23 protein-coding genes are annotated in these 22,605 nt (G+C 72.3%); 11 read left to right on the top strand and 12 right to left on the bottom strand.

What is annotated here, in order from left to right:
- Nucleotides 1-411: 411 nt before the first annotated feature.
- The gene (locus HNR20_RS29015; RefSeq protein WP_184186374.1) at nucleotides 412-1,779 is read left to right on the top strand and encodes a hypothetical protein; all 1,368 of its coding nucleotides are present in this window, start codon (nucleotides 412-414) and stop codon (nucleotides 1,777-1,779) included.
- Nucleotides 1,780-1,846: 67 nt separating this feature from the next.
- Here HNR20_RS29015 and HNR20_RS29010 read toward each other — a convergent pair whose 3' ends face one another.
- From HNR20_RS29010 to HNR20_RS28995, 4 genes are all read right to left on the bottom strand, one after another.
- Nucleotides 1,847-2,572, bottom strand: a complete 726-nt coding sequence (locus HNR20_RS29010) for a hypothetical protein (protein WP_184186371.1) — start codon at nucleotides 2,570-2,572, stop codon at nucleotides 1,847-1,849.
- A gap of 430 nt (nucleotides 2,573-3,002) precedes the next feature.
- Nucleotides 3,003-3,464, bottom strand: a complete 462-nt coding sequence (locus HNR20_RS29005; RefSeq protein WP_184186368.1) for a VOC family protein — start codon at nucleotides 3,462-3,464, stop codon at nucleotides 3,003-3,005.
- Between the two features lie 221 nt (nucleotides 3,465-3,685).
- The gene (locus HNR20_RS29000) at nucleotides 3,686-4,315 is read right to left on the bottom strand and encodes an MBL fold metallo-hydrolase (RefSeq protein ID WP_184186365.1); all 630 of its coding nucleotides are present in this window, start codon (nucleotides 4,313-4,315) and stop codon (nucleotides 3,686-3,688) included.
- Complete coding sequence (locus HNR20_RS28995) at nucleotides 4,312-5,400, bottom strand: S-(hydroxymethyl)mycothiol dehydrogenase (RefSeq protein ID WP_184186362.1); 1,089 nt, start codon at nucleotides 5,398-5,400, stop codon at nucleotides 4,312-4,314. The genes HNR20_RS29000 and HNR20_RS28995 overlap by 4 nt, the downstream gene beginning before the upstream one ends.
- Before the next feature lie 186 nt (nucleotides 5,401-5,586).
- Here HNR20_RS28995 and HNR20_RS28990 point away from each other — a divergent pair, with 186 nt between their 5' ends.
- The 3 genes from HNR20_RS28990 to HNR20_RS28980 all read left to right on the top strand — a co-directional run bounded on the left by HNR20_RS28990 (nucleotide 5,587) and on the right by HNR20_RS28980 (nucleotide 8,765).
- The gene (locus HNR20_RS28990; RefSeq protein ID WP_184186360.1) at nucleotides 5,587-6,006 is read left to right on the top strand and encodes a hypothetical protein; all 420 of its coding nucleotides are present in this window, start codon (nucleotides 5,587-5,589) and stop codon (nucleotides 6,004-6,006) included.
- Nucleotides 6,007-6,026: 20 nt separating this feature from the next.
- Nucleotides 6,027-7,214, top strand: coding sequence for a low temperature requirement protein A (locus tag HNR20_RS28985; RefSeq protein WP_221309955.1), 1,188 nt, complete (start codon nucleotides 6,027-6,029; stop codon nucleotides 7,212-7,214).
- Nucleotides 7,215-7,304: 90 nt separating this feature from the next.
- Nucleotides 7,305-8,765, top strand: coding sequence for a cryptochrome/photolyase family protein (locus HNR20_RS28980; protein WP_184186357.1), 1,461 nt, complete (start codon nucleotides 7,305-7,307; stop codon nucleotides 8,763-8,765).
- Between the two features lie 12 nt (nucleotides 8,766-8,777).
- Here HNR20_RS28980 and HNR20_RS28975 read toward each other — a convergent pair whose 3' ends face one another.
- The 4 genes from HNR20_RS28975 to HNR20_RS28960 all read right to left on the bottom strand — a co-directional run bounded on the left by HNR20_RS28975 (nucleotide 8,778) and on the right by HNR20_RS28960 (nucleotide 12,268).
- The gene (locus tag HNR20_RS28975; RefSeq protein ID WP_184186354.1) at nucleotides 8,778-9,683 is read right to left on the bottom strand and encodes an SDR family NAD(P)-dependent oxidoreductase; all 906 of its coding nucleotides are present in this window, start codon (nucleotides 9,681-9,683) and stop codon (nucleotides 8,778-8,780) included.
- Nucleotides 9,684-9,744: 61 nt separating this feature from the next.
- Nucleotides 9,745-11,262 (bottom strand): flavin-containing monooxygenase, encoded by a 1,518-nt coding sequence (locus HNR20_RS28970; RefSeq protein WP_184186351.1) that lies wholly within the window; start codon nucleotides 11,260-11,262, stop codon nucleotides 9,745-9,747.
- A gap of 68 nt (nucleotides 11,263-11,330) precedes the next feature.
- Nucleotides 11,331-11,789, bottom strand: coding sequence for a hypothetical protein (locus HNR20_RS28965; RefSeq protein WP_184186348.1), 459 nt, complete (start codon nucleotides 11,787-11,789; stop codon nucleotides 11,331-11,333).
- Complete coding sequence (locus HNR20_RS28960) at nucleotides 11,789-12,268, bottom strand: hypothetical protein (RefSeq protein ID WP_184186345.1); 480 nt, start codon at nucleotides 12,266-12,268, stop codon at nucleotides 11,789-11,791. Before HNR20_RS28960 ends, HNR20_RS28965 begins: the two co-directional genes overlap by 1 nt.
- 44 nt (nucleotides 12,269-12,312) lie before the next feature.
- Here HNR20_RS28960 and HNR20_RS28955 point away from each other — a divergent pair, with 44 nt between their 5' ends.
- The 4 genes from HNR20_RS28955 (at nucleotide 12,313) to HNR20_RS28940 (ending at nucleotide 16,155) form a co-directional block, all read left to right on the top strand.
- Nucleotides 12,313-13,335 (top strand): helix-turn-helix transcriptional regulator, encoded by a 1,023-nt coding sequence (locus tag HNR20_RS28955; RefSeq protein ID WP_184186343.1) that lies wholly within the window; start codon nucleotides 12,313-12,315, stop codon nucleotides 13,333-13,335.
- Between the two features lie 45 nt (nucleotides 13,336-13,380).
- Nucleotides 13,381-14,004 (top strand): ABC transporter ATP-binding protein, encoded by a 624-nt coding sequence (locus HNR20_RS28950; protein ID WP_184186340.1) that lies wholly within the window; start codon nucleotides 13,381-13,383, stop codon nucleotides 14,002-14,004.
- The gene (locus HNR20_RS28945) at nucleotides 14,001-15,422 is read left to right on the top strand and encodes a DUF6297 family protein (RefSeq protein ID WP_184186337.1); all 1,422 of its coding nucleotides are present in this window, start codon (nucleotides 14,001-14,003) and stop codon (nucleotides 15,420-15,422) included. Before HNR20_RS28950 ends, HNR20_RS28945 begins: the two co-directional genes overlap by 4 nt.
- Nucleotides 15,423-15,576: 154 nt before the next feature.
- Nucleotides 15,577-16,155, top strand: a complete 579-nt coding sequence (locus HNR20_RS28940) for a dihydrofolate reductase family protein (RefSeq protein ID WP_184186335.1) — start codon at nucleotides 15,577-15,579, stop codon at nucleotides 16,153-16,155.
- Here HNR20_RS28940 and HNR20_RS28935 read toward each other — a convergent pair.
- Complete coding sequence (locus tag HNR20_RS28935; RefSeq protein ID WP_184186332.1) at nucleotides 16,137-16,847, bottom strand: helix-turn-helix domain-containing protein; 711 nt, start codon at nucleotides 16,845-16,847, stop codon at nucleotides 16,137-16,139. The genes HNR20_RS28940 and HNR20_RS28935 overlap by 19 nt on opposite strands.
- 40 nt (nucleotides 16,848-16,887) lie before the next feature.
- Entirely contained in the window at nucleotides 16,888-18,360 is a 1,473-nt protein-coding gene (gene pdxR / locus HNR20_RS28930; protein WP_184186329.1) for a MocR-like pyridoxine biosynthesis transcription factor PdxR, read from the bottom strand.
- A 62-nt stretch (nucleotides 18,361-18,422) separates the two neighbouring features.
- On the opposite strand from pdxR, the gene HNR20_RS28925 reads away from it, so the two are divergent.
- Entirely contained in the window at nucleotides 18,423-19,034 is a 612-nt protein-coding gene (locus HNR20_RS28925; protein WP_184186326.1) for a LysE family translocator, read from the top strand.
- A 23-nt stretch (nucleotides 19,035-19,057) separates the two neighbouring features.
- On the opposite strand, the gene HNR20_RS28920 is transcribed toward HNR20_RS28925, so the two are convergent.
- Both HNR20_RS28920 and HNR20_RS28915 read right to left on the bottom strand, forming a co-directional pair.
- Entirely contained in the window at nucleotides 19,058-19,660 is a 603-nt protein-coding gene (locus HNR20_RS28920; RefSeq protein ID WP_184186324.1) for an MBL fold metallo-hydrolase, read from the bottom strand.
- Between the two features lie 34 nt (nucleotides 19,661-19,694).
- Nucleotides 19,695-20,303, bottom strand: a complete 609-nt coding sequence (locus tag HNR20_RS28915; protein WP_184186321.1) for a hypothetical protein — start codon at nucleotides 20,301-20,303, stop codon at nucleotides 19,695-19,697.
- 181 nt (nucleotides 20,304-20,484) lie between these two features.
- Between HNR20_RS28915 and HNR20_RS28910 the strand changes: the two genes are divergently transcribed.
- Complete coding sequence (locus tag HNR20_RS28910; protein ID WP_184186318.1) at nucleotides 20,485-21,579, top strand: DUF5919 domain-containing protein; 1,095 nt, start codon at nucleotides 20,485-20,487, stop codon at nucleotides 21,577-21,579.
- A 72-nt stretch (nucleotides 21,580-21,651) separates the two neighbouring features.
- Complete coding sequence (locus HNR20_RS28905; RefSeq protein WP_184186314.1) at nucleotides 21,652-22,533, top strand: pentapeptide repeat-containing protein; 882 nt, start codon at nucleotides 21,652-21,654, stop codon at nucleotides 22,531-22,533.
- The last annotated feature ends 72 nt before the right edge of the window (nucleotides 22,534-22,605 follow it).

Raw genomic sequence — 22,605 nt, 5'->3', positions numbered from 1 at the left:
CCCGCCGGCCCACGCACCCGGGTACGCGGGGACGCTGGCGGCCAACGACAGGTGCGTGGCCGACGGCAACGGTCACCCAGGAGCGCGGCAGCACCCCGCCCGGCAACACGCAGACCGGAAGCCCAACAGCACGCCAGCAACGCGGCAACACCAAAGCACTGCAGCCCGCAACACCAGAGCACCACAGCACCACAGCCCGGTCGGCCGGTCGGCCTAGGGCGGTGGGATACCTGGACCACTCGTCGAGGCCTACGGGCTGGGCTGATCGGCCGGACAGTCGCGCTTGACCGGCCGGTCAGAGCAGCCATTGACACTGGTCGACGGCGGTTCTAGGTTCAGGTCGCTACCGGCCGGTAGGCAACCGTCCCGCCTGGTCGCCCCCGGGCGACATCCGTCCGATGGGGAGCATCGATGCTGTCCGTACCCGTTCGTACCCTCCGCCGTCTCCTCGCCGCCACCGCGGCGCTGACCCTCGCGGTCGGGCTGGCCGGTGCCGCGCCGGCCAGCGCCACCGGGCGCGACCCGAGTGGCGGCCAGCCGCTGCCGGGGTACACCATCGAGAATCCGCCGTTGGCCCCGCTGGTCGTGGGCGGCAAACCGACGACGGTACGTCAGGGCGTGCACCGCCACGCCGGGTACATCATCGAGGTCCCCGACCGGTGGAACGGCGACCTGGTGCTGTGGGCGCACGGCTACCGCGGCCAGGGCACGGTGCTCTCGCCGGAGCCGCCGGGCTTCGGGTTGCGCCAGCGTCTCCTTGAGCAGGGGTACGCCTGGGCGTCGTCCTCGTACGACCGTAACGGCTTCGACATCCGCTCCGGGGTGCTCGGGACCAAAGCCCTTTCCGACCACTTCGGACGGACGGTCCGCCGGCCGCACCACACCTACATTGCCGGGGTGTCGATGGGCGGGTACATCATCGGTCGCTCGTTGGAGCAGTATCCCGGCTACTACGACGGGGCACTGCCGATGTGCGGTGTGCTCGGCGACCAGACGTTGCTCGACTTCTACCTGGACTACAACCTGGTCGCGCAGTCGCTCGCGGGGGTGCCGGCCTACCCCACGCCGGCCGACTATCTGACCAACGCGGTGCCCCGCATCCAGGTGGCGCTCGGTCTGGCCGGGCTGACCCCCACCGGGCCGGACACCACCACCGACCGGGGCAAGCAGTTGCGCGCGATCACGGTGAACCGTTCGGGCGGGGCGCGTCCGGGTGCGGACGCGGCGTTCGCGGTCTGGAAGGACTTCCTCTTCTCGATCACGGTGACGAGTGGCGGTGACTCCCCCGCCGAGCGGCCCGGTCAGCTCTCCACCAACCTGCTCACCCGCTACACCCCGAACAGCCCGGTCGACGTCAACGCCACCGTGCAGCGCGTCGCCCCGGAGAACGTCGTGCAGCGGCTCCTGCCGACGCTGACCGAGGTGCCGCGGATCGCCGGTCGGCCCACCGCGCCGGTGCTCAGCCTGCACGGCCTCGGCGACATGTTCGTGCCGTTCAGCATGGAGCAGGCCTACGCCACCGACGTGGCGCGCAACGGTCGCAGCAAGGTGGTGGTGCAGCGGGCCATCCGGACCACGCAGCACTGCGAGTTCAGCCCGGCCGAGGCCGGCGCCGCCTGGGACGACCTGGTGTCATGGGTACGCAAGGGCAAGCGCCCGGCCGGCGACAAGGTGACCGATCCGGCGGTGGTGGCCGGGCCCGACTATGGCTGCCGGTTCAGCGACCGGGACGCGTACGCGGCTGGCGTCGGCACCCGCCGGCTCTACCCCGCCTGCTGACCTACCCCGGGTACGACGAAGCCGGCCGGCCCCCTGAACGAGGGCCGGCCGGCGTGTGTCGCGGGTGTCACCACATCTGCTGGACGATGTCCGCGGCCTGCTCCTCCCACTGCGCGTACGCGTACGGGAAGGCGGACACCTGAACGGTCTGCGCGGCGGCAGTCAGCGGCAGGTCCTGCCAGCCGCCGATGTTCTTGAGTGCCGTGAAGAACGCGGTGGCCGCGTACTCCGGGTCGGTGACCTGGTCGGGCGTGCCCCAACCGGACGACGGACGCTGCTGGAACAGGCCCTGCGAGTCGTGGTCGTTGTACGCGCCGAGGTGGCCGAGGTTGTACAGCTTCGACTCCTGCAGCGAGGTGGCCACGCCGATCACCGCGCCCCGGTCACCGACGCCGGTCTTCTTGGCGGCGTCGACGATCGCCCGGGCGTTGGCCAGTTGCGCGTCGTCGAGCGGAACGCGCGACTGCGCGCCCTCGATGCCGTGCGGGATCAGCTGGTCGCGGCTGGGCTTACCGGCCGGCGGCTTGCCGGTGGCGGAGCCGGTGGTCAGCCCCGACTCGATCGGCTGGTCGTCCTGGCGCGCTGGCGCGGCGGTCTTGCCGGCAGCCTTGCCGGTGGCGAGGTCGATGGCGGCGACGGCGCCCTGGTGCGGCCCGGTGGTGACCGGGGCGGCCGCCGCGGTCGGCGCGAGCGCCAGGCCGCCCAGGGCGGCCACGCCCACCACGCTCAGCGCGGTCTTGCGGTACGAGTCCTTAGCGATGGCGGGGAGCCATCGGGTGAAGTCGACCTTCACGATGGTGGCCCTCTCGATCGTGCGGAGCGCTCCGGGGTGAACGCTCCTCGGGAGATGACCGCGGAAAGGGTTTGGGCTCCGACGGTACGGGGGACACAACCGGGTTCACGTGTCGGGCATTCCGGAAATGCCGGTGCCTCGGCTGGATGCGGTCCCGGCCACTCCCGGGAATCGGACGCCCGGTCCGTACCCTCGCCGCCGATGGGCGTGATCGACTCCATATCGGCGATCTGGCGGTGTCCCAGCACCCAGATACCGCAATGTCGGGGATCTGGAGTCGATCTCCCGCCGAGCGACGGCGAAACGGACAATCCGCCGAGCGAATCGGACGGCTGGCCCAGCGCGGGACATGCCCCCGTCCGGGGGCCGTGCCGGACGAGAACGTGCCCGAGCGGCTCACGGGCTAGAGGGTGAGCGCGGCGGAACCTGCTCAGCTGCGCCCGGGAGCCACGCCGTCCGGCTCGGTCAGCTCGTCCGGCGTACCCAGCTCCTGGAAGACGGTGATCTGCAGGTCGGCGGGGGCGTCGAGGCGGGAGTTGAGGGACTGCCACGGTGTGCGCGTGGGCGGCGCGATCTCGCTCGCCCCGGCGGCGACCAGTCGGGCCGTCGTCGCCCTGGCGTCGTCCACCTCGAAGGCCACCCGGATGCGGGGCGCGACCTGACGACCCACCTCTACCTCGTCGATCATGCGTTTCTGTGCCGGGTTGGCGATCTCCAGGGTGGCTCGGCCGGCGTCCAGGATCACCACCCGGGCGTCTCCGTCGCCGCTGAACGCCGCCTCCTCGGGCAGGCCGAGCGCGTCGCGGAAGAACGCGACGGCGGCCTCGTGGTCGGCGGCCTCCACCACGAGGCGCAGCTGACGGACAACGGGGGCGGGTGAGTCGTCGACCATGGACGGGATCCTAGCGTCGCGGCGGCGCCAGGTTGAGACCGTCCAGGAGGGAGCAACCGGTGGACGAGGCAGGTAGCGGGTACGTGCTGCTGGGCGCGGCCGACGAGCGCTGAGCCCGTCGACCACGCCCCAACCAGACCAGCACGCGGCAGGCCGCCACGCCGGCAGGTGGGCACGTCGGCCACGCCGACAGGCCGGCCCACCAACAGGCCAGCAGAAGATCAGTGGCCCCGGGCCAGCCACTCCTGCAGATGCGGGGCCTCCGCGCCGATCGTCGTGTCGTCGCCATGGCCGGTGTGCACGACCGTCTCCCCCGGCAGGGTGAGCAGGCGGGTCTGGATCGACCGGACGATGGTGTCGAAATCGCTGTACGAGCGGCCGGTCGCGCCGGGACCGCCGGCGAAGAGCGTGTCGCCGGTGAACACCACGCCCAGGTCCGGGGCGTGGAAGCTGCACGCGCCGGGGCTGTGCCCGGGGGTGTGCAACACGCGCAGCGTGGTGCCGGCCACCTCGATGGTCTGCCCGTCGTGCAGCTCGCCGTGCGGCGGCAGGTGCGGGTGGACCATGTCCCAGAGGACCCGGTCGGCGGCGTGCAGCAGCACGGGCGCGCCGGTGGCCTCGGCCAACTCGGGTGCGACCCTGACATGATCGTCGTGGGCGTGGGTGGCCAGGATCGCCCGGACCTGCCGGTCGCCCACGAGGGCGAGGATCGCGGCCACGTCATGCGGCGCGTCCAGCACGACGCACTCGCTGTCGTCGCCGATCACCCAGACGTTGTTGTCCACATCGAACGTCTGCCCGTCCAGGGAGAACGTGCCCGCGGTGACCGCGCGGTCGACCCGGGCGGTCACGGGAACACCACCACCGAGCGGAGCACGTCGCCGTGGTGCATCCGGTCGAACGCGTTCTCGACCTGGTCGAGCGCGATCTCCTCGGTGACGAACGCGTCCAGGTCGAGCCGGCCCTGCAGGTACAGCTCGGTGAGCATCGGGAAGTCCCGGCTGGGCAGGCAGTCGCCGTACCAGCTGGACTTGAGGGCGCCACCGCGCCCGAAGACGTCCAGCAGCGGCAGCTCGATCTGCATCTGCGGGGTCGGTACGCCGACCAGCACCACCGTGCCGGCCAGGTCCCGGGCGTAGAACGCCTGCTTCCAGGTCTCCGGTCGGCCCACCGCGTCGATCACGACGTCGGCGCCGAACCCGCCGGTGGCGGCACGGATCGCCTCGACGGGATCGGTTTCGGAGGCGTTCACGGTGTGCGTGGCGCCGAACTTGCGGGCCCAGTCCAGTTTGCGGCTGTCGGTGTCCACCGCGACGATCGTGGTGGCGCCGGCCAGGGCAGCGCCGGCGACCGCCGCGTCCCCGACCCCTCCGCAGCCGATCACCGCGACCGAGTCGCCGCGGGTGACGTTGCCGGTGTTCATCGCCGCGCCCAGCCCGGCCATCACCCCGCAGCCGAGCAGACCCACGGCGGCCGGACGGGCGGCCGGGTCCACCTTGGTGCACTGCCCCGCGTGCACGAGGGTCTTCTCGGCGAACGCGCCGATGCCCAGCGCCGGGGCGAGCTCGGTGCCGTCGGTCAGGGTCATCCGCTGCTTGGCGTTGTGCGTATTGAAGCAGTACCACGGGCGACCCCGGCGGCAGGCGCGGCAGACGCCGCAGACCGCACGCCAGTTGAGCACCACGAAATCACCCGGCGCGACGTCGGTGACGCCCTCGCCCACCTGCTCGACGATGCCCGCCGCCTCGTGACCGAGCAGGAACGGGTACTCGTCGTTGATGCCGCCCTCGCGGTAGTGCAGGTCCGTGTGGCAGACGCCGCAGGACTGGATCCGGACGATCGCCTCACCGGGACCAGGATCGGGCACCACGATGGTGGTGACCTCGACCGGCGCGCCCTTGCTGCGGGAGATGACTCCCCGGACTTCCTGGCTCACTCTGCCTCCTGCTGGTGGTGTGCGGCAGGGCCGGGCGCCGGGTGGGCAGGTAACGCCACGGGCTCGGCGGTGGGCCCCCGGCGAACCTACCGCGACCACCACGGCCAGCCCAGCCGGCCCGGCGGGTTATCGCGGGCAGTCCGGGGTACGCGGGCCCCATTCGACCACGGCCATCGGGGAGTGACCATGAAGCTCGCGCACCTGCCGCTGCGGGTCAGCATCGGCGCGTACTTTCTCAACTCGGGTCTGGGCAAGCGCAGCCTGGAGGGTGCCGCTGCGGAGGGCGTGCACGGGATGGCGGTCGCCGCCATACCGCAACTCGCCCAACTGGACCCACCGCGCTTCGCCAAGCTGCTGTCGTACTCGGAGATCGCCCTGGGGGCCGCGCTGATCGCGCCGTTCGTCCCGGCGCCCCTGGTCGGGTTGGGCCTGACGGCGTTCGGCGCGGGCCTCGTGCAGCTGTACCTGAAGACGCCGGGGCTGCGGGAGCCCGGCAGCATTCGACCGACCCAGCAGGGCTCCGGGCTCGCCAAGGATGTCTGGCTGGTCGGCGCCGGGTTGACGCTGGTGTTGGAAGGGCTGACCCACGGCCGTCGGCGCGGGTGAGCCCGGCCTGAGGAGCTGCGTTGACCGTTTCGCGTTCGGTGCGGCCGTTCTACCGGCCGATGAGGCCCCGACGCCGCGACGAGCCGCACCGTGCGGCCACCCCGTTGGAACTCTTCTTCGACCTGTGTTTCGTGGTGGCGGTGGCGCAGGCGGCGAGCAGTCTGCACCACGACGTCGCTGAGGGCCACCTCGGCCACGCGGCGGCCAGCTACGCCATGGTGTTCTTCGCGATCTGGTGGTCGTGGGTGAACTTCACCTGGTTCGCGTCGGCCTACGACACCGACGACGACGTCTACCGGATCACCACTCTGGTGCAGATCTCCGGGGCGTTGATCCTGGCGGCCGGGGTGCCGCGCGCCTTCACAGACGGCGACTTCGCCGTCATCACCTACGGGTACGTGGTGATGCGGCTGGCCGCCGTCGTGCACTGGAGCCGAGCGGCTGCCGGCGACCCCACGCACCGGGTGGCGGCGCGCCGCTACGCGATCGGCGTGACCGTGGTGCAGCTCGGCTGGCTGTCGCGGCTGTTGCTGCCCGACGAGGGGGGTGTGGCGTCGTTCGTGCTGCTGGCGCTGGCCGACCTGCTGGTGCCGGCGGTGGCCGAACGCCGCGGCATGACCCCGTGGCACCCCCAGCACATCACCGAACGGTACGGGCTGTTCACCCTGATCGTGCTCGGCGAAGCGGTCCTGGCCATCTCGGTGGCGATCCAGACCGGGCTCGACGCCGGCGAGCATGGTCTCTGGTCGCTCGCGGCGGCCGGAGCGGTCATCGTGTTCGCACTCTGGTGGCTCTACTTCGACCGGCCGATCGAAGCACCCGCCCGGCTGCCGTACTCCCTGATCTGGGGTTACGGCCACTACCTGATCTTCGCGGCGATCGCCGCGGTCGGTGCCGGCCTGGTGGTGTCGGTCGACGTCGAGCGGCACGTCGCGCACATCTCCGGGATCACGGCCGGGTACGCGGTGGCCACCCCGATCGCCGTCTTCCTGCTCACGGTCTGGGTGCTGCACGTACGCCGGCAGCACCACGGCGTGGTGGTCGTCGCCTTCCCGGTCGTCGCGTTGCTGGCGCTGCTCGCTCCGCTCGGCCCGGTCCCGGTGTACGTGCTCGCGGCGCTGCTGGTCGGTCTCGTGACGCTGACCGTGCTGTTGCGCAGTCGCGACGTCGGGCCGAGCACGACGGCGGCCGGGGCCGACCCGGCCTGACTCGCCGTTACGGCGTCACGGCGGTGATTCGGCGTCGAACGTGCGGCCCGCCACCGGGCGCGGCGGACAGAAAGTGGGCAGAATTGGGCCATGGATCGCCGCCGATGGTTGCTGGCCGACCAACTCGGGCCACATTTCCTCGACGACCCCGACCAGCCGGTGCTGCTGGTGGAGATCCGGGAGTTGTTCCGCCAACGGCCGGTGCACCGGCAGAAGGCGCACCTGATCCTCTCCGCGCTGCGACACCGGGCGGCCGAGCTGGGCGATCAGGCGCTGCTGCTGCGCGCCGACACGTTCCGGGAGGCGCTGACGCGGGTCGCCGAGCCGGTGGAGGTGAGCCATCCGCACTCCTGGGCGGCGCTGCGCTTCGCACAATCGGTGCCGGGGCTGACCGTGCTGCCAGCACGCGGCTTCATCACCAGCCAGGCCGACTTCGCCGGCTGGGCGGACCGCGCGCGACGCGGCCCGCTGCGCATGACCGACTTCTACCGGCACGCCCGCCGCCGCCACGACGTCCTGACCGCCCCGGCGGGCGGGACCGGGCCGGGACGCCGGGCCCGCGCCGACAACCGCGCCGTGCCGGAGGCCCCACCGCCACCCCCACCGATCGTCGAGGACGACATCGACGCGGAGGTCCGCCGCGACCTGGACCGGTGGGCCGCCGACGGGGTGCGGTTCGTCGGCCGGGACGGCCCCCGGCAGCACCCGGCCACCCACACCGAGGCGCAGGCCCGGCTGGCGCATTTCCTGACCCACCGACTACCCGGGTACGGCCGCTACGCCGACGTGATGAGCGGCGACGACCCGCTGTTCGCGCACTCCGTGCTCTCGTCCTCGTTCAACCTCGGGTTGCTCGACCCGGAGCCGGCCGTACGCGCCGCCGAGCAGGCGTGGCGGGCCGGCACGGCCCCGAGTACGGCGGTGGAGCCCTTCATCCGAGGGCTGCTCGGCTGGCGGGAGTTCCTCTGGCAACTGTACTGGTACTTCGAGCCGCCGTTCCGTGGGGCGAACTGGTTGGCCGCGACCGAGTCGCTGCCGCAGTGGTTCGCCGAGTTGGACGCCGACGCCGTGGAGGCCCGCTGCCTGGCCGACGTCCTCGGTGCCGTCCGGGACCGGGCGTGGACGCACCACACGCCCCGGCTGCTGGTGCTGGGCAACTACGCGTTGCAACGCGGCTGGCGACCCACCGAGGTGGCGGACTGGTTCCAGCGCTGCTTCGTGGACGGCACCGACTGGGTGATGAACGCGACGGTGATCGGCATGAGCCAGTACGCCGACCTGGCCCGGGTGGACACCCGCCCGTACGCGGTGGACGGCACCGACATCGACGAGATCAGCGACTACTGCGCCGGCTGCCGCTACGCGCCCGAGCGGGCGCTCGGCGACCTGGCCTGCCCGTACACCGGGGGTTTCGAGAGTTTCCTGCACCGCAACCGGGACCGGCTGGTGGCCGATCCGCGGCTCGCCGCCGAACTGGCCCGCCGCGACGACCCGGAGCACCGCGAGGCGGTGCTGGCGCAGGAGGAGAAGCGGGGCAGCACACCACCGTGAGCGCGCCGCCGCTCACGCCACCTCCCGGGCAGGGTCGGCGGCGTCGTCGGCGGGGCGTTGCGTGGGCACGCTGGGCGGCACCGGGCGGACGACGCCCCGGTTCAGGCCGGTGACCAGGAGCCGGTTGTACGAGGCCGGCAGGACCCGGGCCAGCAGGTCCGGCAGCTTCGCCGACCAGCCGATCAGCACCCGGCCCCGACGCCGCTCGACACCGCGCAGGATCACCTCGGCGGCCCGAGCCGGCGCGATGGTGAGGAGCTTCTCGAACTGCGCCCGACCGGCCGCGTACTCCTCGTGCGAGACGCCACTGCCGATCCTCGCGTTCTCGGTGATCCGGGTACGGATCCCGCCGGGGTGCACCGAGGTCACCCCGATGCCGTCGTCGACCAACTCGTGGCGCAGCGCCTCGGTGAAGCCGCGCACCGCGAACTTGCTCGCCGAGTAGGCCGTCTGCCCGGCCGGCGCGATCAGCCCGAACAGGCTGGAGACGTTGACCAGGTGCGCGCCCGGCTCCGCCCGCATTGTGGGCAGCAGCGCGTGGGTCAACTGCACCACGGCCCGGAAGTTGATGTCGATCACCCAGCTGAACTCGTCGAACGTCACCTGGTCGAACCGACCGCCGAGGCCCACGCCGGCGTTGTTCACCAGCAGTCGTACACGCGGGTGCCGCTGGCCGATCTCCGCGGCCACCTGGGCGGTGGCCGTCACGTCGGCGAGGTCCACCAGGTACGTGAACACCTGGCGATCCGGGTGGTCGGCACGGATCGCGGCGGTGACCGCGTCCAGCCGCTCGGCGTCGCGGTCCAGCAGGACCAGGTCGCTGCCCCGGCGGGCCAACGCGTGCGCCAGCGCCGCACCGATGCCGCTGGCCGCCCCGGTGACCACGGCCGTCGCGCCGGTGAAGTCGAACCTCTGCACGATCGGTGCTCCTCTCCTGGTGGTTGGCGACTCGTCTGGCCGGTATCGACTTCCCCGGCGGTCACCGACGAGCGGCCGGTCTGGTCCGGGCGGGACGCTGGACGCCGACGGGCGTGGCCACCTCTCCGGCTCGGGAGAACCGCACACCCTTGTCGGTGAGCCGGCCGTGCCGCATCAGCAGCACGTCGCGGGCATAGTTCTGGTACAGCCGCCACGGCGCGCTCGCACCCTGCTTGGGCAGGGCGTCGACGGCGCGCAGCACGTAGCCGGAGCGCAGGTCGATGAGCGGCACCCGCTCGGCGTCGGACGGTGGGAGCGGGGTGACGATCTGCTGGTCGGTGCGGTCCAGGTGGTGCAGCAGCCGGCAGACGTAGCCGGCGACCAGGTCGGCCTTGAGCGTCCACGACGCGTTGGTGTAGCCGATGGTCAGGGCGAAGTTCGGCACGCCGGACACCATCATGCCCTTGTAGGCGACGGTGCTCGCGAGGTCGACGTCGGTGCCGTCCACCCGCAGCGTCAGGCCACCGAGGGCGAGCAGGTTGAGCCCGGTCGCGGTGACCACGATGTCGGCGGGCAACTCCGCGCCGGAGGTCAACCGGACACCCTGCGCGGTGAAGGTGTCGACGGTGTCGGTGACCACCGACGCGTTGCCCTGCCGCACGGCCGTGAACAGGTCACCGTCGGGTGCCACGCAGAGCCGCTGGTCCCACGGGTCGTAGCGCGGCGAGAAGTGCCGGTCGAGGTCGTACCCCACCGGGAGCCGACCCTTCGCGGTGCGGCGCAGCATCCGCTTGACCAGGCCGGGCGCACGCCGGCTGAGCTGGAAGGTGACGGTGGACAGCAGCACGTTCTTCCAGCGCACCACCGGATACGCGGCCTTCGCGGGCAGCCAGCGCCGCAGCGCGTCGGCCAGCCGGTCGCGCGAGGGCAACGCGATGACGTACGTCGGGGAGCGCTGCAGCATCGTCACGTGGGCGGCCCGCTCCGCCATCGCCGGCACCAGGGTCACCGCGGTGGCGCCACTGCCGATGACCACCACCCGTTTGCCGGTGTGGTCGAGGTCGTCGGGCCAGTGCTGCGGATGCACCAACTGACCGGCGTACGCGTCCACACCGGGCAGGGGTGGGGTGTAACCCTCGTCGTAGCGGAAGTAGCCGGTGCAGGCGAAAAGAAACGAACAGGTCAGCACCACCGCATCGGTGGTGTCGGCGCGTTGGGCGTGCACCGTCCACCGGGCGGTGGCACTGTCCCATTCGGCCCGCAGCACCCGGTGGCCGAAGCGGATGTGCCGCTGCACGTCGTACTCCCGGGCGGTTTCCCGGACGTACTCGCGGATGGTCGTGCCGTCGGCGATGGCCTTCGGGGCGTTCCATGGCTTGAACGAGTAGCCGAGGGTGAACATGTCCGAGTCGGACCGGATGCCCGGGTAGCGGAACAGGTCCCAGGTGCCGCCGACGGCGTCGCGCGCCTCCAGCACCGCGTACGTCTTGTCGGGGCAGTCGCGGCTCAGGTGGCAGGCGGCCCCGATGCCGGACAGGCCGGCGCCGATGATGAGCACGTCGACGTGGTCGGAGGCCATCGCGTTCCTCCATCCGGGGCGGTGGACGGACATTAACACCGCGTCCACCGCCCCGCCATCATCCTGCGTCAGTCCCCCACGCGGGTGGACGTCATGATCCAGTTGGTCTCCCAGGTCAGCTCACCGTCGGTGGAGAACGCCTGCTCCCAGCGGGCGGTGGTGGCGCTGATGTCCGACCAGATGAACCGGCACCGCACCGGCTTCCCCTCGTGCTGGTCGTCGGCGTAGAAGCGGCCGACGCCGTCCACGAAGCGGCCCACCATCGGCGGCTGCCCCAGCACGCCGTCGACGTTGCTCATCCAGTAGATCGACCACTCCTCGCGCACCGGGTCGAAGATCCTGACCGTGGCGCCCGCGGAACCCCTGGTCGGAAAGGTGATCTCGTCGAAGTTGCCGCCGCCACCGAAGAAGCTGTGGGCGACCGACACCCCCGGAAACTCGTCCCACTCGTCGCAGCCGGTCAGCCGCTCGCGCAGTCGCCGGTTCACCACGTTCCACGTGCCCACATAGAAGTCGAAGTCGCCCATCAGCGGCCCACCGGCCCTTCCGCTCGTGTGTCGTCCAGATATCCAGCCAGGTTGGGGTTGTCCGGCGCAAGCATGTGGTGGACCCAGGCGGCCCGCTCGTGCTCCAGCACCGCCAACTCCCACACACAGCCGATGGCAGGCCTACGTACCTCGACGAAGTGGGTCGGGTCGTCGTCCGGGCAGTCCAGCGCCGGTTGCCCGGCCGCGGCGGCGCGGACCTCCACCGCGTTGTCCCACATCCAGGTGTACGCCAGCAGGTAGGCGCCGGTGTCCGCGCCCCGGTGCAGCACCACCCATCCGGCGGGCGGGGTGCCGTCGTCCTCGACCCCGGCCAGCAGCGTGGGCAGCATGTCGTACGCGGCCTTCTCCACCTCCGGTTCGAGCGGTCGTTCCGGCTGGTCTATGTGGTAGCGCTTGAGCTGCCGGCCGTCCACCAGAACCGGTCCGGGAGTTCGTAGTTCCTTGTCGCGAAATGCCATGCCGGGACGGTAGGACCGGTCCCCTGACAACTAGTGTCAGTGAAGTGCGGGCTTCTCGACTTCTTTCCCTCCTCCTGTTGCTCCAGCGGCACGGCCGGCTGACCGCCACGCAACTCGCCGAACGGTTGACCGTCTCCCCCCGCACGATCTACCGGGATGTGGAGGCGCTGCACGCCGCCGGCATCCCCCTCTACGGAGAGGCCGGGCACGCCGGCGGCTACCAACTGGTCGACGGCTGGCGGACCAGGCTGACCGGGCTGACCGCCGAGGAGGCCGACCGGCTGTTCCTGGCCGGCCTGCCCGGCCCTGCCGACGAGCTGGGCTACGGCGACGTGGTGGCCGCGTTGCAACTCAAGCTGCACGCGGCGCTCCCTGCGCCGTTGCGCGACCGGGCGACCCAGCTCCAGCAACGCTTCCACCTGGACACCCCCGGGTGGTACGCCGACGGCGACGCCTCGCCCGAGCTGGCTCGCACGGCCGAGGCGGTCTGGCGGCAACACCGCATCGAGGTGCGTTACCGCGGCTGGAACGGGGAGGTGACCCGGGTGCTGGAGCCGTACGGCCTGGTGCTCAAGGGCGGCCGCTGGTACGTGGTGGCCGATCAGCCCGGCCGTGGGGCGCCGGCGACCTACCGGGTCAACCAGATCCTCGCCCTGACTCCCCTGCCGCAGGAGTTCGACCGACCCGCCGACTTCGACCTGCCGGCGTGGTGGCGGGCGCACGTGGTGCAGTTCCGGGCCCGACTGCACCGCGACGAGGCCACCGTACGGCTCTCCCCCGCCGGGCGGGCGCGACTGCGGGAGATCGGCAGCGACCCCGTGGTCACCGCGATGGATGCCAGCGCCGGCCCACCGGACGCGCGGGGCTGGGTGACCGCGGTGCTGCCGATCGAGTCGCTCACCCATGCCCACGGCGACCTGCTGCGCCTCGGCGCCGACATCGAGGTGCTGACCCCGGTCGCGCTGCGCGAACGCCTGGCCGCCACGGCGACCGGGCTCGCCGCGCTCTACGGCCGATACCTGGACGGCCACGTCGACAGGCACCAGCCAGACCATGATCGGGCGTGACGTAGGTCGCTCACGTTGGGCGCTGGCACGCGTCTGGGAGACTCTGTGATCGTGGATGCGCTCGCGGTACGGGGACTGAGCCGTAACTTCGGCAACCTGGTCGTGCTCGACGATGTGAGCTTCACGCTCGCGCCGGGCAGGATCGCGGTGGTGCTAGGCCCCAACGGCAGCGGCAAGACCACCCTGCTGCGCTGCGTGGTCGGCGCCGACCGACCGGACGCCGGTGATGTGCTGGTGCAGGGCCGCCGGGCCGACGAGACCGACCCTCAGGTGCGGGCGCTGGTGGCCGCCGCCCTGGACGACATCGACTTCTTCCCGGACCTGTCCGTGGTCGAGCACCTGGAGCTGGTCGCATACGCCCACGGGGGCAACGCCGAGCCGGTCGAGGAGGTGCTCGCCGAGCTGGGCCTGGAGCCGGCCCGCGATCAACTGCCGGTGACCCTGTCCAGCGGGCAGCGCCGCCGCCTGGCGCTGGCGTCGTGTTTCGTACGGCCCCGCCGGGTGCTGATCCTCGACGAGCCGGAGCAGCGGCTGGACGTACGCGGACGGCAGTGGCTCGCCGACCGGCTGCGCCGGGAACGGGACGCCGGCACCGCCGTGCTGCTCGCCTCGCACGACACGGAGCTGATCGACGCGGTGGTCGACGAGCGCATCGAGATCGGCCGGTGACCGCGCCACCGGCCACGATCGCCGACCCGACGACCGGGGTGCCCAGCGCCCGCCAACTGCGTGCGCACCTGCGCCGGGCCCGCAGCCGACACCACGACCACTCCCTCAGCGATGTGCTGGGTGACGCGTACGTCATGGTCCTGTTCGTGGGGATGTACGGCTGGTTCGCGATCAGCGCCAGCCGCGACATGCTGGACTCCCCGACGGTGGGGCAGGCCGAGCCGGGCGTGCGGTGGTGGCTGGCGGTCGCCGCGTTGCTGGCCGGCGCCGGCCTCGCCTGGCGTGGCCTGCGCGCCCTCGGCCCACTGCTGGTCACACCGGCCACGCAGAGTTGGGCGACCAGCGCGCCGGTGGACCGGCGGGCCTGGCTGGCGCCGCGCTTCGTCCTCCTGCTGCTCGGCGCCGCGGCGGGCACCGCGGCGCTCGGGGTGGCCGTGGCGGCGCTCGGCGGTGTCAGCGACCCGGCCGCACTGGGCTGGGCGGCCGCGGCCGGCGCGGGATGGGGTGCCGCCGCGCTGGCGCTCAGCGTCGTCGCCCAGAGCAGCAAGGCGGGCCGACGCTGGCCGACGCTGGCCGGTGCGGTGCCGATGGTGGCGGCCGCCGTCCTCACCACCGTGGTCGTGCTCGTCGGGCACCTCGGTGACGGGCTGCCCCGGCCGGCGACGACGCCGACCGTCGCGCTGTTCGCCCTCGCGGTGCCCCTCGCGGGCCTGGGCACGATCCTCGCGGTACGCGCGCTGCCCCGCGTCGACCGGGCCACGCTGACCACCGGCGCCCAGTTCGCCAACGCTGCGGCCACGGCCACGATCCTGCTGGACCCGAGCCTGCTCGCCAGCCTGGTGGAGAGCCGGCGCTGGCGCCGGATCGGCCGGGTTCGCAGCCGCCGGTTCCTGCCAGGCCCCGGCTGGTGGGCGCTGCTGCAGGCCGACGTACGCCGGCTGCGCCGCCACCCGAGCGCCGTGCTGATCTGGGCGGCCATGATCGGAGTGCAGTACGCTGCCGCGCTCGCCCTACCCGGGCTGGCCGGGGCGGCGCAGGTGGTGCTCGCGTACCTCGCCGCCAACCGGCTGACCGGCGGCCTACGGTCGGTCAGCCGTTCAACCGGGCTACGCCGGGCGCTCGGCGGCAGCGACACCCTACTGCGCGGGATCCACGTGGTGGTGCCGGCGGTCGGCGCGGGCCTGTGGTGGTTGCTGACCCTGCCGACCGTCGACCCGGGGCCGACCTGGCTGGCGCCGACGCTGGCGCTCGGGGTGGTGCTCGCCGTGTTTCGGGCCGGCACCCGTCCCCCGATCGACTACGGCGGCGCGACGGTCAACACGCCGTTCGGGATGATCCCGGTCGACCTGCTGCGTCAGGGCTCACGCGGGCCGGCGCTGATCGCCGTGCTGGTGCTGGTCGAGCTGTTCCTGGGCTGAGCAGGCTCATCCGCCGGGTCGGCTCGGGGCCGATCACGGCACCACCAGCGCCGGCAGCGCGTTTGGACCCGCTGTCGTTTCCGTCCAAGACAGCGGCGCGACCGCGACCTAGCGTGGACCCAGCAGCCCGCTCCGAGCATGAGGAGACAACACCATGCGCGACCTCGTCTACACCGGTTTCATGTCGCTCGACGGCGTCGTGGACTCGCCCGGCGGTGGGCCGGGCGAGGAGCACCGCAGTGGCGGTTGGGTGTTCAAGGACCTCGAGTTCGTCCCAGAGGCCTGGTCGCTGAAGGGCGAGGAGCTCGTTGACACGACGGCGTTGATGTTCGGCCGTCGCAGCTACGAGGCGTTCGCGCCGGTCTGGCCCGGTTCGGAGGACCACGCCAGCTACAAGGAGCTGCCCAAGTACGTGGTGTCGAGCACGCTGTCCGACGACGCGCTCGTCGACGGGTGGGGGCCGACGACGATCCTGCGCTCGACCGGGGATGTCGCCGCGCTCAAGCAGGGCGAGGGCGGAGCGATCTTCATCCACGGGAGCGCGGAGCTGGCCCGGCGGCTGTCCGATGAGGGGCTGATCGACCAGTACAACCTGCTCGTCTTCCCCGTGCTGCTCGGCGCCGGCAAAAGCCTGTTCGGCCGGGCCGACCGCGACAAGCACATGCTGACGCTGCGGGAGTCGGAGAGTTACTCGAACGGGATCCTCAAGCTGGTTTACGACGTCAAGCGCTGATCCGGATCGAGGGCGATGGCACCGCCGGAGCCCTCGCGTAGCTGCTTGACGGTGCGTCCGACGTAGGTGCGCAGCGCCCGGGCCAGGTGCGGCTCGTCGAAGTAGTCGAGCTTGGCGACCACGTCGGCGGCCGGGTCACCGGTAGCCAGCAGCTCCGCCGCCGTGCGGGCCCGCTCGATCTGCCGGACCGCGCCGCGCGTCAGTCCCGTCGCGGCGCGGAACCGGCGTTCAACGGTACGTCCCGAGACTGCCGGACGCTGGCCCCGCAGCAGCTCGGCGACGAGCAGGTCACGGACCACGGTCCCGGCCCGGACGAGGCTGTCGACCAAAGCCTCGGCGTCGTCGGGGCCGGGCATCTCCCAGCGCGCGTCGTCGAGCCGGAACGTCCGGCGCGTGGTGTCGGGAAGCTCGATGCCGCCGTCGACCAGCATCGGCGTGGGCACGGCCCGCAGCGAGGTGCCCACGGCGAACTCGATGCCGGTAAAGGTCGCGCCCTCCGGCACCGGAGCCGTGCCGGTCCGGGTCTCGGGACCGGTGATGCTCGCGGACGTCCGGCCAGCCTGCTCCCAGAACACCAGGCCCCAACGCACCCCCGCGACCGACGTCATCGCCGTGACCTGCTCGCTCGTGCAGGTCCACACAGCGTCGACCCATGGCGAGTCGGACCCGCGCGTCTCGAACCGCAGTCCCACCGGCGAAGGATACGCCGGCGAGCACGTTAACCGGACCGTCCTAGCCGGAGTCGAGCGCGGCGGCGATAGCGGCGACACCCTCCTCGATCTCGGTGGGCGTACGGGCGGCGTAGCCGAGCACGAGGCCCGGTCGGTACGGCCGCTGGCAGTGCCAGGACAGCGGTTGCACCTTCACTCCGCGCGCCAGCGTCGCCGCCGCCAGGTCGGTGTCGACCACGGCGTCATCCAGCGTGATCATCAGGTGCAGGCCGGCGGCGGCGCCGTGCACCGTCGCCGACGGCAGCTCGCGGGCCAGCGCGGCGATCATCGCGTCCCGCCGACGGATGTGTCGACGGCGCAGCAGCCGCAGATGCCGTTCGAAGGCGCCGGAGGTCATCAGCTCCGCCAGCACCAGTTGCGGCAGCACGGCGTTGCCCAGGTCGGCGTTGCGCTTGGCGGCCAGCACCGCCTCGCGCAGCCGCGGTGGCACGAGCAGCCAGCCGACCCGCAGGGCGGGGGCGAGCAGCTTGGAGACGCTGCCGGCGTAGCAGACCTGCTCGGGCAGCAGGCCACGCAGCGCCGGCACCGGCGGACGATCGTAGCGGTGCTCGGCGTCGTAGTCGTCCTCGATGATCAGGCCGCCGGTCCGCGCCCAGGCGACGAGTTGGCGGCGGCGGTCACCGTCGAGGACCACGCCGGTCGGGAACTGGTGCGCGGGGGTGAGCATCACGGCCGGTGCGCCGCTGGCGGCCAACTCGTCGACCCGCAGCCCGGCGTCGTCCACGGTGATCGGCGGGGTGTCCATCCGCCAGTTGTTCAGGTGCTGCCGCACGCCGAGCGAGCCCGGGTCCTCGACCGCGATCCGGTCGACACCGGCGGCGGTGAGTGCCTGGGCGAGCAGCCCGAGCGCCTGGGAGACGCCCGCCACGATGATCACCTCGACGGGGTCGACACCGATGCCGCGGTTGCGGGCCAACCAGCCGGCGACGGCCTGTCGCAGCGCGGGCGCGCCGGCCGGGTCGCCGTAGCCGAGGTCGGCCGCGGCGAGGCCGCGCAGCACGCTCCGTTCGGCGCGCAGCCAGTCCGCGCGGGGAAAGGCGGTCAGGTCGGGTACGCCGGGCGTCAGGTCGATGGTCGCGCGCGCCGCGCGTACCGCGTCGAAGATGTCGGTGCCCGGTGCCCGGGGGAAGGTCGTGACCGGTGCCGGCGCGGCGGCCGGGGCGGGTGGGGGCGCGGCCGGCGCGGCGACGACCACCGTTCCGGCCCGGCCCCGACCGGTGACGTGCCCCTCCTCGGTGAGGCGCTGGTACGCCTCGGTGACGACGCCCCGGGAGACACCGAGGTCGGCGGCGAGCACCCGGGTGGGGGGCAACCGGTCACCGACCGGCACTCGCCCCTCGGCGATGGCCTGCCGCAGCTGGTCGGTCAGCCAGTCGGCACGTCCGCCCGGCGACGCGTCGGCGATGGTCAGGTGCAGGAAGTCGGACCCGGCAGTTATGGACCCCTCTGATGCCCTCGGTTTGGCTCTGCCCATCGGGCCATTGTGGCAGCAGAGTGAGGAGGAATCAGACCTGCCAACTCCCCCGGAGGACGATCGTGACCATCCCGTTTCTGATCACCACGCTGATCGTGGTGGTCACCCCCGGCACCGGGGTGATCTTCACTCTCTCGGCCGGCCTGTCCCGGGGTGCCCGAGCCGGAGTGCTGGCCGCGTTCGCCTGCACGCTCGGGGTGCTGCCACACCTGCTGGCGGCGATGACCGGGTTGGCCGCGCTGTTGCAGACCAGCGCCGCGGCGTTCGAGACCCTCCGGTATCTCGGCGTCGGCTATCTGCTCTACCTGGCCTGGACCACCGTGCGGGACCGCAGCGCCTTCGCGGCGGCGACCGACAGCCCGCTCCGCCCGGCGATCCGGGTGATCGTCTCCGGGGTCCTGGTCAACCTGTTCAACCCGAAGCCGACGCTGTTCTTCGTCGCGTTCCTGCCGCAGTTCGTGGACACCGCCGCGCCGGGCTCGACCCGGGCGATGCTCGCCTGCGGCGCGGTGTTCATGCTGCTCACCTTCGTGGTGTTCAGCGGCTACGGCATCTTCGCGGCCCGGGTACGCGACCGGGTGCTGACCCGGCCCCGGGTCACCGACTGGCTACGCCGATCCGCCGCCGGCACGTTCGTCGCGCTCGGCGTGACGCTCGCCCTCACCGAACGGTAGGAGTTCTGCGCGTTCGCGCGGCGTCAGGCGGTGTCGCCGGGCACGAGGTGGCGGTAGCCGGGGATCGTCTCGGCGAACCAGCCGGCGACACTGGCCAGGCCACGCTCGTTGAGCTGCGCGTCGTGGATCGGGTACGTCGCCGCCGCGCCCACGGCACCGGCGAAGCGGATCGCCTCGTCGAGGCGCACCCAGGACCCCTGGGCCGGGACGAGCAGGGTGCGCACCGGTTCGTCCGGCACGTGCAGCGCGTCGCCCGGGTGGTAGAGCTGCTCGCCGATCAGGTAGCCGAGGTTCGGGCAGTCGGGCTGTCCCTCATGGATCGCGGCGTGCCGGCCGCCGTGGGCGCTGACCGCGATGCCGGCCGCGGTGAAGCGCTGCCCGGCGCGGACCCGGGTGACCGGCAGCGGGGCGAGATCCGGCAGGCGGGCGCCCTCCGGGGCGTACACGGGGACGCCGAGGCCGGCGAGCCGCAACACGTCCACGTGGTCGGTGTGTTCGTGGGTGACCAGGACGGCGTCCGCGCCGACCAGGGCAGCCGGCTCGCTCCACGTCCCCGGGTCGACGACCAGCACCCCGCCGTCGTGCTCGATGCGCACGCACGAGTGGGTGAATCGGGTGATCCGCATTCCGCCGACGGTACGCCGATCGGTCGGCGGGCGGTCAGGCCCGCCGTCCGGCCGACTTCCGGACGATGTACACGAACTGCACACCGAACGCCACCACCGCGACGAGCACCCCGACGAGGACCGTCAGCACTCCCCCGCTCCCCGCCGCCGCGGCCACCAGGGCGATGCCGAGCCCGGTCAGCACCGCGTTGACCGCACCCACCAGCGCGGCCGTGGTCAGCATGAACTCCCATCGCCCCGGCGTCGTGCCGACCAGGTTCCACGCCGTGCTCATGGCGTCGTCGGCAATCACCGCATCGGCGAAGAAGTCATGCTCGGCGGCGAACCGATGGTGGTAGTAGGCGCGGATGCGCTGGATCCGCCGTAGGTCCAACGAGTTCTCCACGGTGGTCTCCACCAGCCGCAGGAACGTCAGCACCCCGATGATCACCAGGGTGGGAAGCACCGCGGCCAGGTAGGGCCGGACCACCTTGTCGTTGGTGGCGACGAAGCCGAGGCCGATCAGCGCCGCCGACAGGACGGACAGGAAGATGGTGGCGCGGCCGGTGGCCTCGGCGATGGTGCCGGCCCGGGACGTCTGCAACGCGTAGTGCTCGGTGGTCAGGGCGGTGAGGAGCGCCTTCTCCCGTTCACCGTCGTCCATCCCGCCCACTCTCCGCAGTCGCCCGGCACCGTTACCGTCACCCTATGAGCGGTGGAGCTGGTCCGAACGGCGAACTGCCCGGTCCCGAACGGGACAGCGCGCAGCAAAGCGGGCACGTATCCTCCGAATTCGGGTGATCACCTCGCGGCGGTGGCGCCGACCGACGACGGAAGGGGACCGGATGCCCGGGTGGGCTGGTCGGGGCGGGCGGCAACGACGCGCCTTCGTTGTCGGAGGGCCGCTGCTCGCGATCGCCGCCCTCATGCTGCTGGCCGCCTGGCTCACCACCGGCTTCCTCAGCAACCTGCTGCTCAACCTCGGTTCCAGCGTGGTGCTCGCGGCCATCTCGTACGTCATCTTCGACCCGCTGTTCGAGGAGGCTCGCAAGGCGCGGGTGCAGGAGCACCTCAGCTTCGACCAGCAGACGTTCGTGACGCGGCTGCACCGCTCCGGTCGCCGAGTACGCATCCTCGACACCTGGACGATCCTGCTGGAGCAGCGCTACCGCGAGGAGACCCTGACCGCGATACGGGCAGCGCTCGCCAACGGCGCACAGGTGCAGTTGCTCCTGCTCGACCCGGACTGCACCGCCGCCCAGCAGCGCTCCGAGGAACTGGAACGGCAACGGGTGGACGTCCCGCGCCAGATCCGCACCAACCTGCGCCACCTGGCCGCCTTCGCCGACGCCCTCGACTCCCGGCTGCGGCACCGCCTGCAGGTCCGGCTCTACGACGCGTCCCCGTCGATCCAGCTCTACCAGTGGGACGGGCGTGCGCTGATCTCGTTCTTCCCGATCGGGAAGTTGTCGTTCAACGTGCCTCAGCTCGAGGTGGACATGGACAGCCCGTGGGGCGGGTTCGTGCACGCCCGGTTCGAGGAGCTGTGGGAGCACGAGCAGGCCACCCTGGTTCTGGAGCGGTACTGGTCGGTCACGGTCACGTTGCGTCATGACGACTCGGACGTGGTCGAGGTGCGGGTGCCGTACGCGACGGTGGACGGGCAGCACTACGTCGACTGCCGCGGGTTCCGGGTGACCGCGCCACTGACCATGCGAGCCGCGTTGCCACCCCGCGCGCCCGGGGCGGCCCCCGCGGTGTTCACGCTGGCCGAGCCGACCGACGAGGACCGCACGCCGGCCGCCGTCGTGAAACGGCACTTCGACCAGAAGTACGGGCACGGCGACGGGGAGCGGGAGATCTACCGTCTGGTTTCGGCGCCGGGCGGCCCGCGTACCCCGGCACCCCGCGCCGCCGCCGGCGACGCACACGGACGGTGACCCCGGCCCGTCCGGTTCAGGCGGCGCACGAGACAATGAGGGCTGACCCTGATTGCCGGGAGGATCGTCCGCGTGTCGCCCAACCCCGCACCGCCATCGGCGCAGCTTCGCGCCGACTGCGCGCGCTGCTTCGGGCTGTGCTGCGTGGTGCCCGCCTTCGCCGCGTCGGCGGACTTCGCCATCGACAAGCCGGCCGGGCAGCCCTGCCCCAACCTGCGCCCGGACCACCGCTGCGGCATCCACGACGACCTGCGGCAACGCGGGTTCCCCGGCTGTACGGTGTTCGACTGCTTCGGTGCCGGTCAGCAGGTCGCCCAGGTCACCTTCGGCGGACGGGACTGGCACGACGCGCCGGAGACACTGCCGGCGATGGCGGAGGCGTTCGCCGTGCTGCGGCCACTGCACGAGCTGCTCTGGTACCTCACCGAGGCGGCGGCGCTGCCCCTGCCGGCCGACCTGAGCGTCGAGTTGGAGCGGGCCCGCGCCGAGACCGCGACGCTCACCGAGGGTGACCCGGCGCAGCTGCGCACGCTGGACGTCGTCGCGCATCGGGACCGGGTCAACCCGCTGCTGTCCCGGGCCAGCGACGCGGTCCGCTCCCCCGGGGGCGCCGATCACCGGGGCGCCCAGCTGTTCGGCGCGGACCTACGCCGGGTCGACCTGCGCCGGGCCAACCTGCGTGGGGCGCTGCTGATCGGTGCCGACCTGCGCGGGGCCGACCTGAGCCTGGCCGACGTCACCGGCGCGGACCTGCGCGGGGCCGACCTGCGGGCCGCGGATCTGCGGACCACTCTCTTCCTGCACCAGGCCCAGCTGGACGCGGCCCGGGGTGACGCGCGTACCGAGCTGCCGGCGGCGCTCACCCGGCCGGCGCACTGGACGGCGTTGCCGCTCACCCCGCTACGCCAACCGTCCCGGGCCAACGCACCCGCCCGCCGGGGCCGGCGTCGCTGAGCGCGAGGTTTCGGCCCTGACGACGCCGGGTAGCCAGCGCCGACGCGGACTGGCATCGACGGGGGGCACGGC

Source organism: Micromonospora parathelypteridis (assembly GCF_014201145.1).
GTDB lineage: Bacteria > Actinomycetota > Actinomycetes > Mycobacteriales > Micromonosporaceae > Micromonospora > Micromonospora parathelypteridis.
This window is presented reverse-complemented; position numbering and strand designations above follow the sequence as displayed.

What these genes read in the sequence shown, in the direction of transcription:
- HNR20_RS28915 (WP_184186321.1), bottom strand. Translation starts at nt 20,303, where the DNA reads ATGGACGACGGTGAACGGGAGAAGGCGCTCCTCACCGCCCTGACCACC.
- HNR20_RS28970 (WP_184186351.1), bottom strand. Translation starts at nt 11,262, where the DNA reads ATGGCCTCCGACCACGTCGACGTGCTCATCATCGGCGCCGGCCTGTCC.
- HNR20_RS28980 (WP_184186357.1), top strand. Translation starts at nt 7,305, where the DNA reads ATGGATCGCCGCCGATGGTTGCTGGCCGACCAACTCGGGCCACATTTC.
- HNR20_RS28920 (WP_184186324.1), bottom strand. Translation starts at nt 19,660, where the DNA reads ATGCGGATCACCCGATTCACCCACTCGTGCGTGCGCATCGAGCACGAC.
- HNR20_RS28990 (WP_184186360.1), top strand. Translation starts at nt 5,587, where the DNA reads ATGAAGCTCGCGCACCTGCCGCTGCGGGTCAGCATCGGCGCGTACTTT.
- HNR20_RS28910 (WP_184186318.1), top strand. Translation starts at nt 20,485, where the DNA reads ATGCCCGGGTGGGCTGGTCGGGGCGGGCGGCAACGACGCGCCTTCGTT.
- HNR20_RS28940 (WP_184186335.1), top strand. Translation starts at nt 15,577, where the DNA reads ATGCGCGACCTCGTCTACACCGGTTTCATGTCGCTCGACGGCGTCGTG.
- HNR20_RS28965 (WP_184186348.1), bottom strand. Translation starts at nt 11,789, where the DNA reads ATGGGCGACTTCGACTTCTATGTGGGCACGTGGAACGTGGTGAACCGG.
- HNR20_RS28960 (WP_184186345.1), bottom strand. Translation starts at nt 12,268, where the DNA reads ATGGCATTTCGCGACAAGGAACTACGAACTCCCGGACCGGTTCTGGTG.
- HNR20_RS29015 (WP_184186374.1), top strand. Translation starts at nt 412, where the DNA reads ATGCTGTCCGTACCCGTTCGTACCCTCCGCCGTCTCCTCGCCGCCACC.
- pdxR (WP_184186329.1), bottom strand. Translation starts at nt 18,360, where the DNA reads ATGGGCAGAGCCAAACCGAGGGCATCAGAGGGGTCCATAACTGCCGGG.
- HNR20_RS29005 (WP_184186368.1), bottom strand. Translation starts at nt 3,464, where the DNA reads ATGGTCGACGACTCACCCGCCCCCGTTGTCCGTCAGCTGCGCCTCGTG.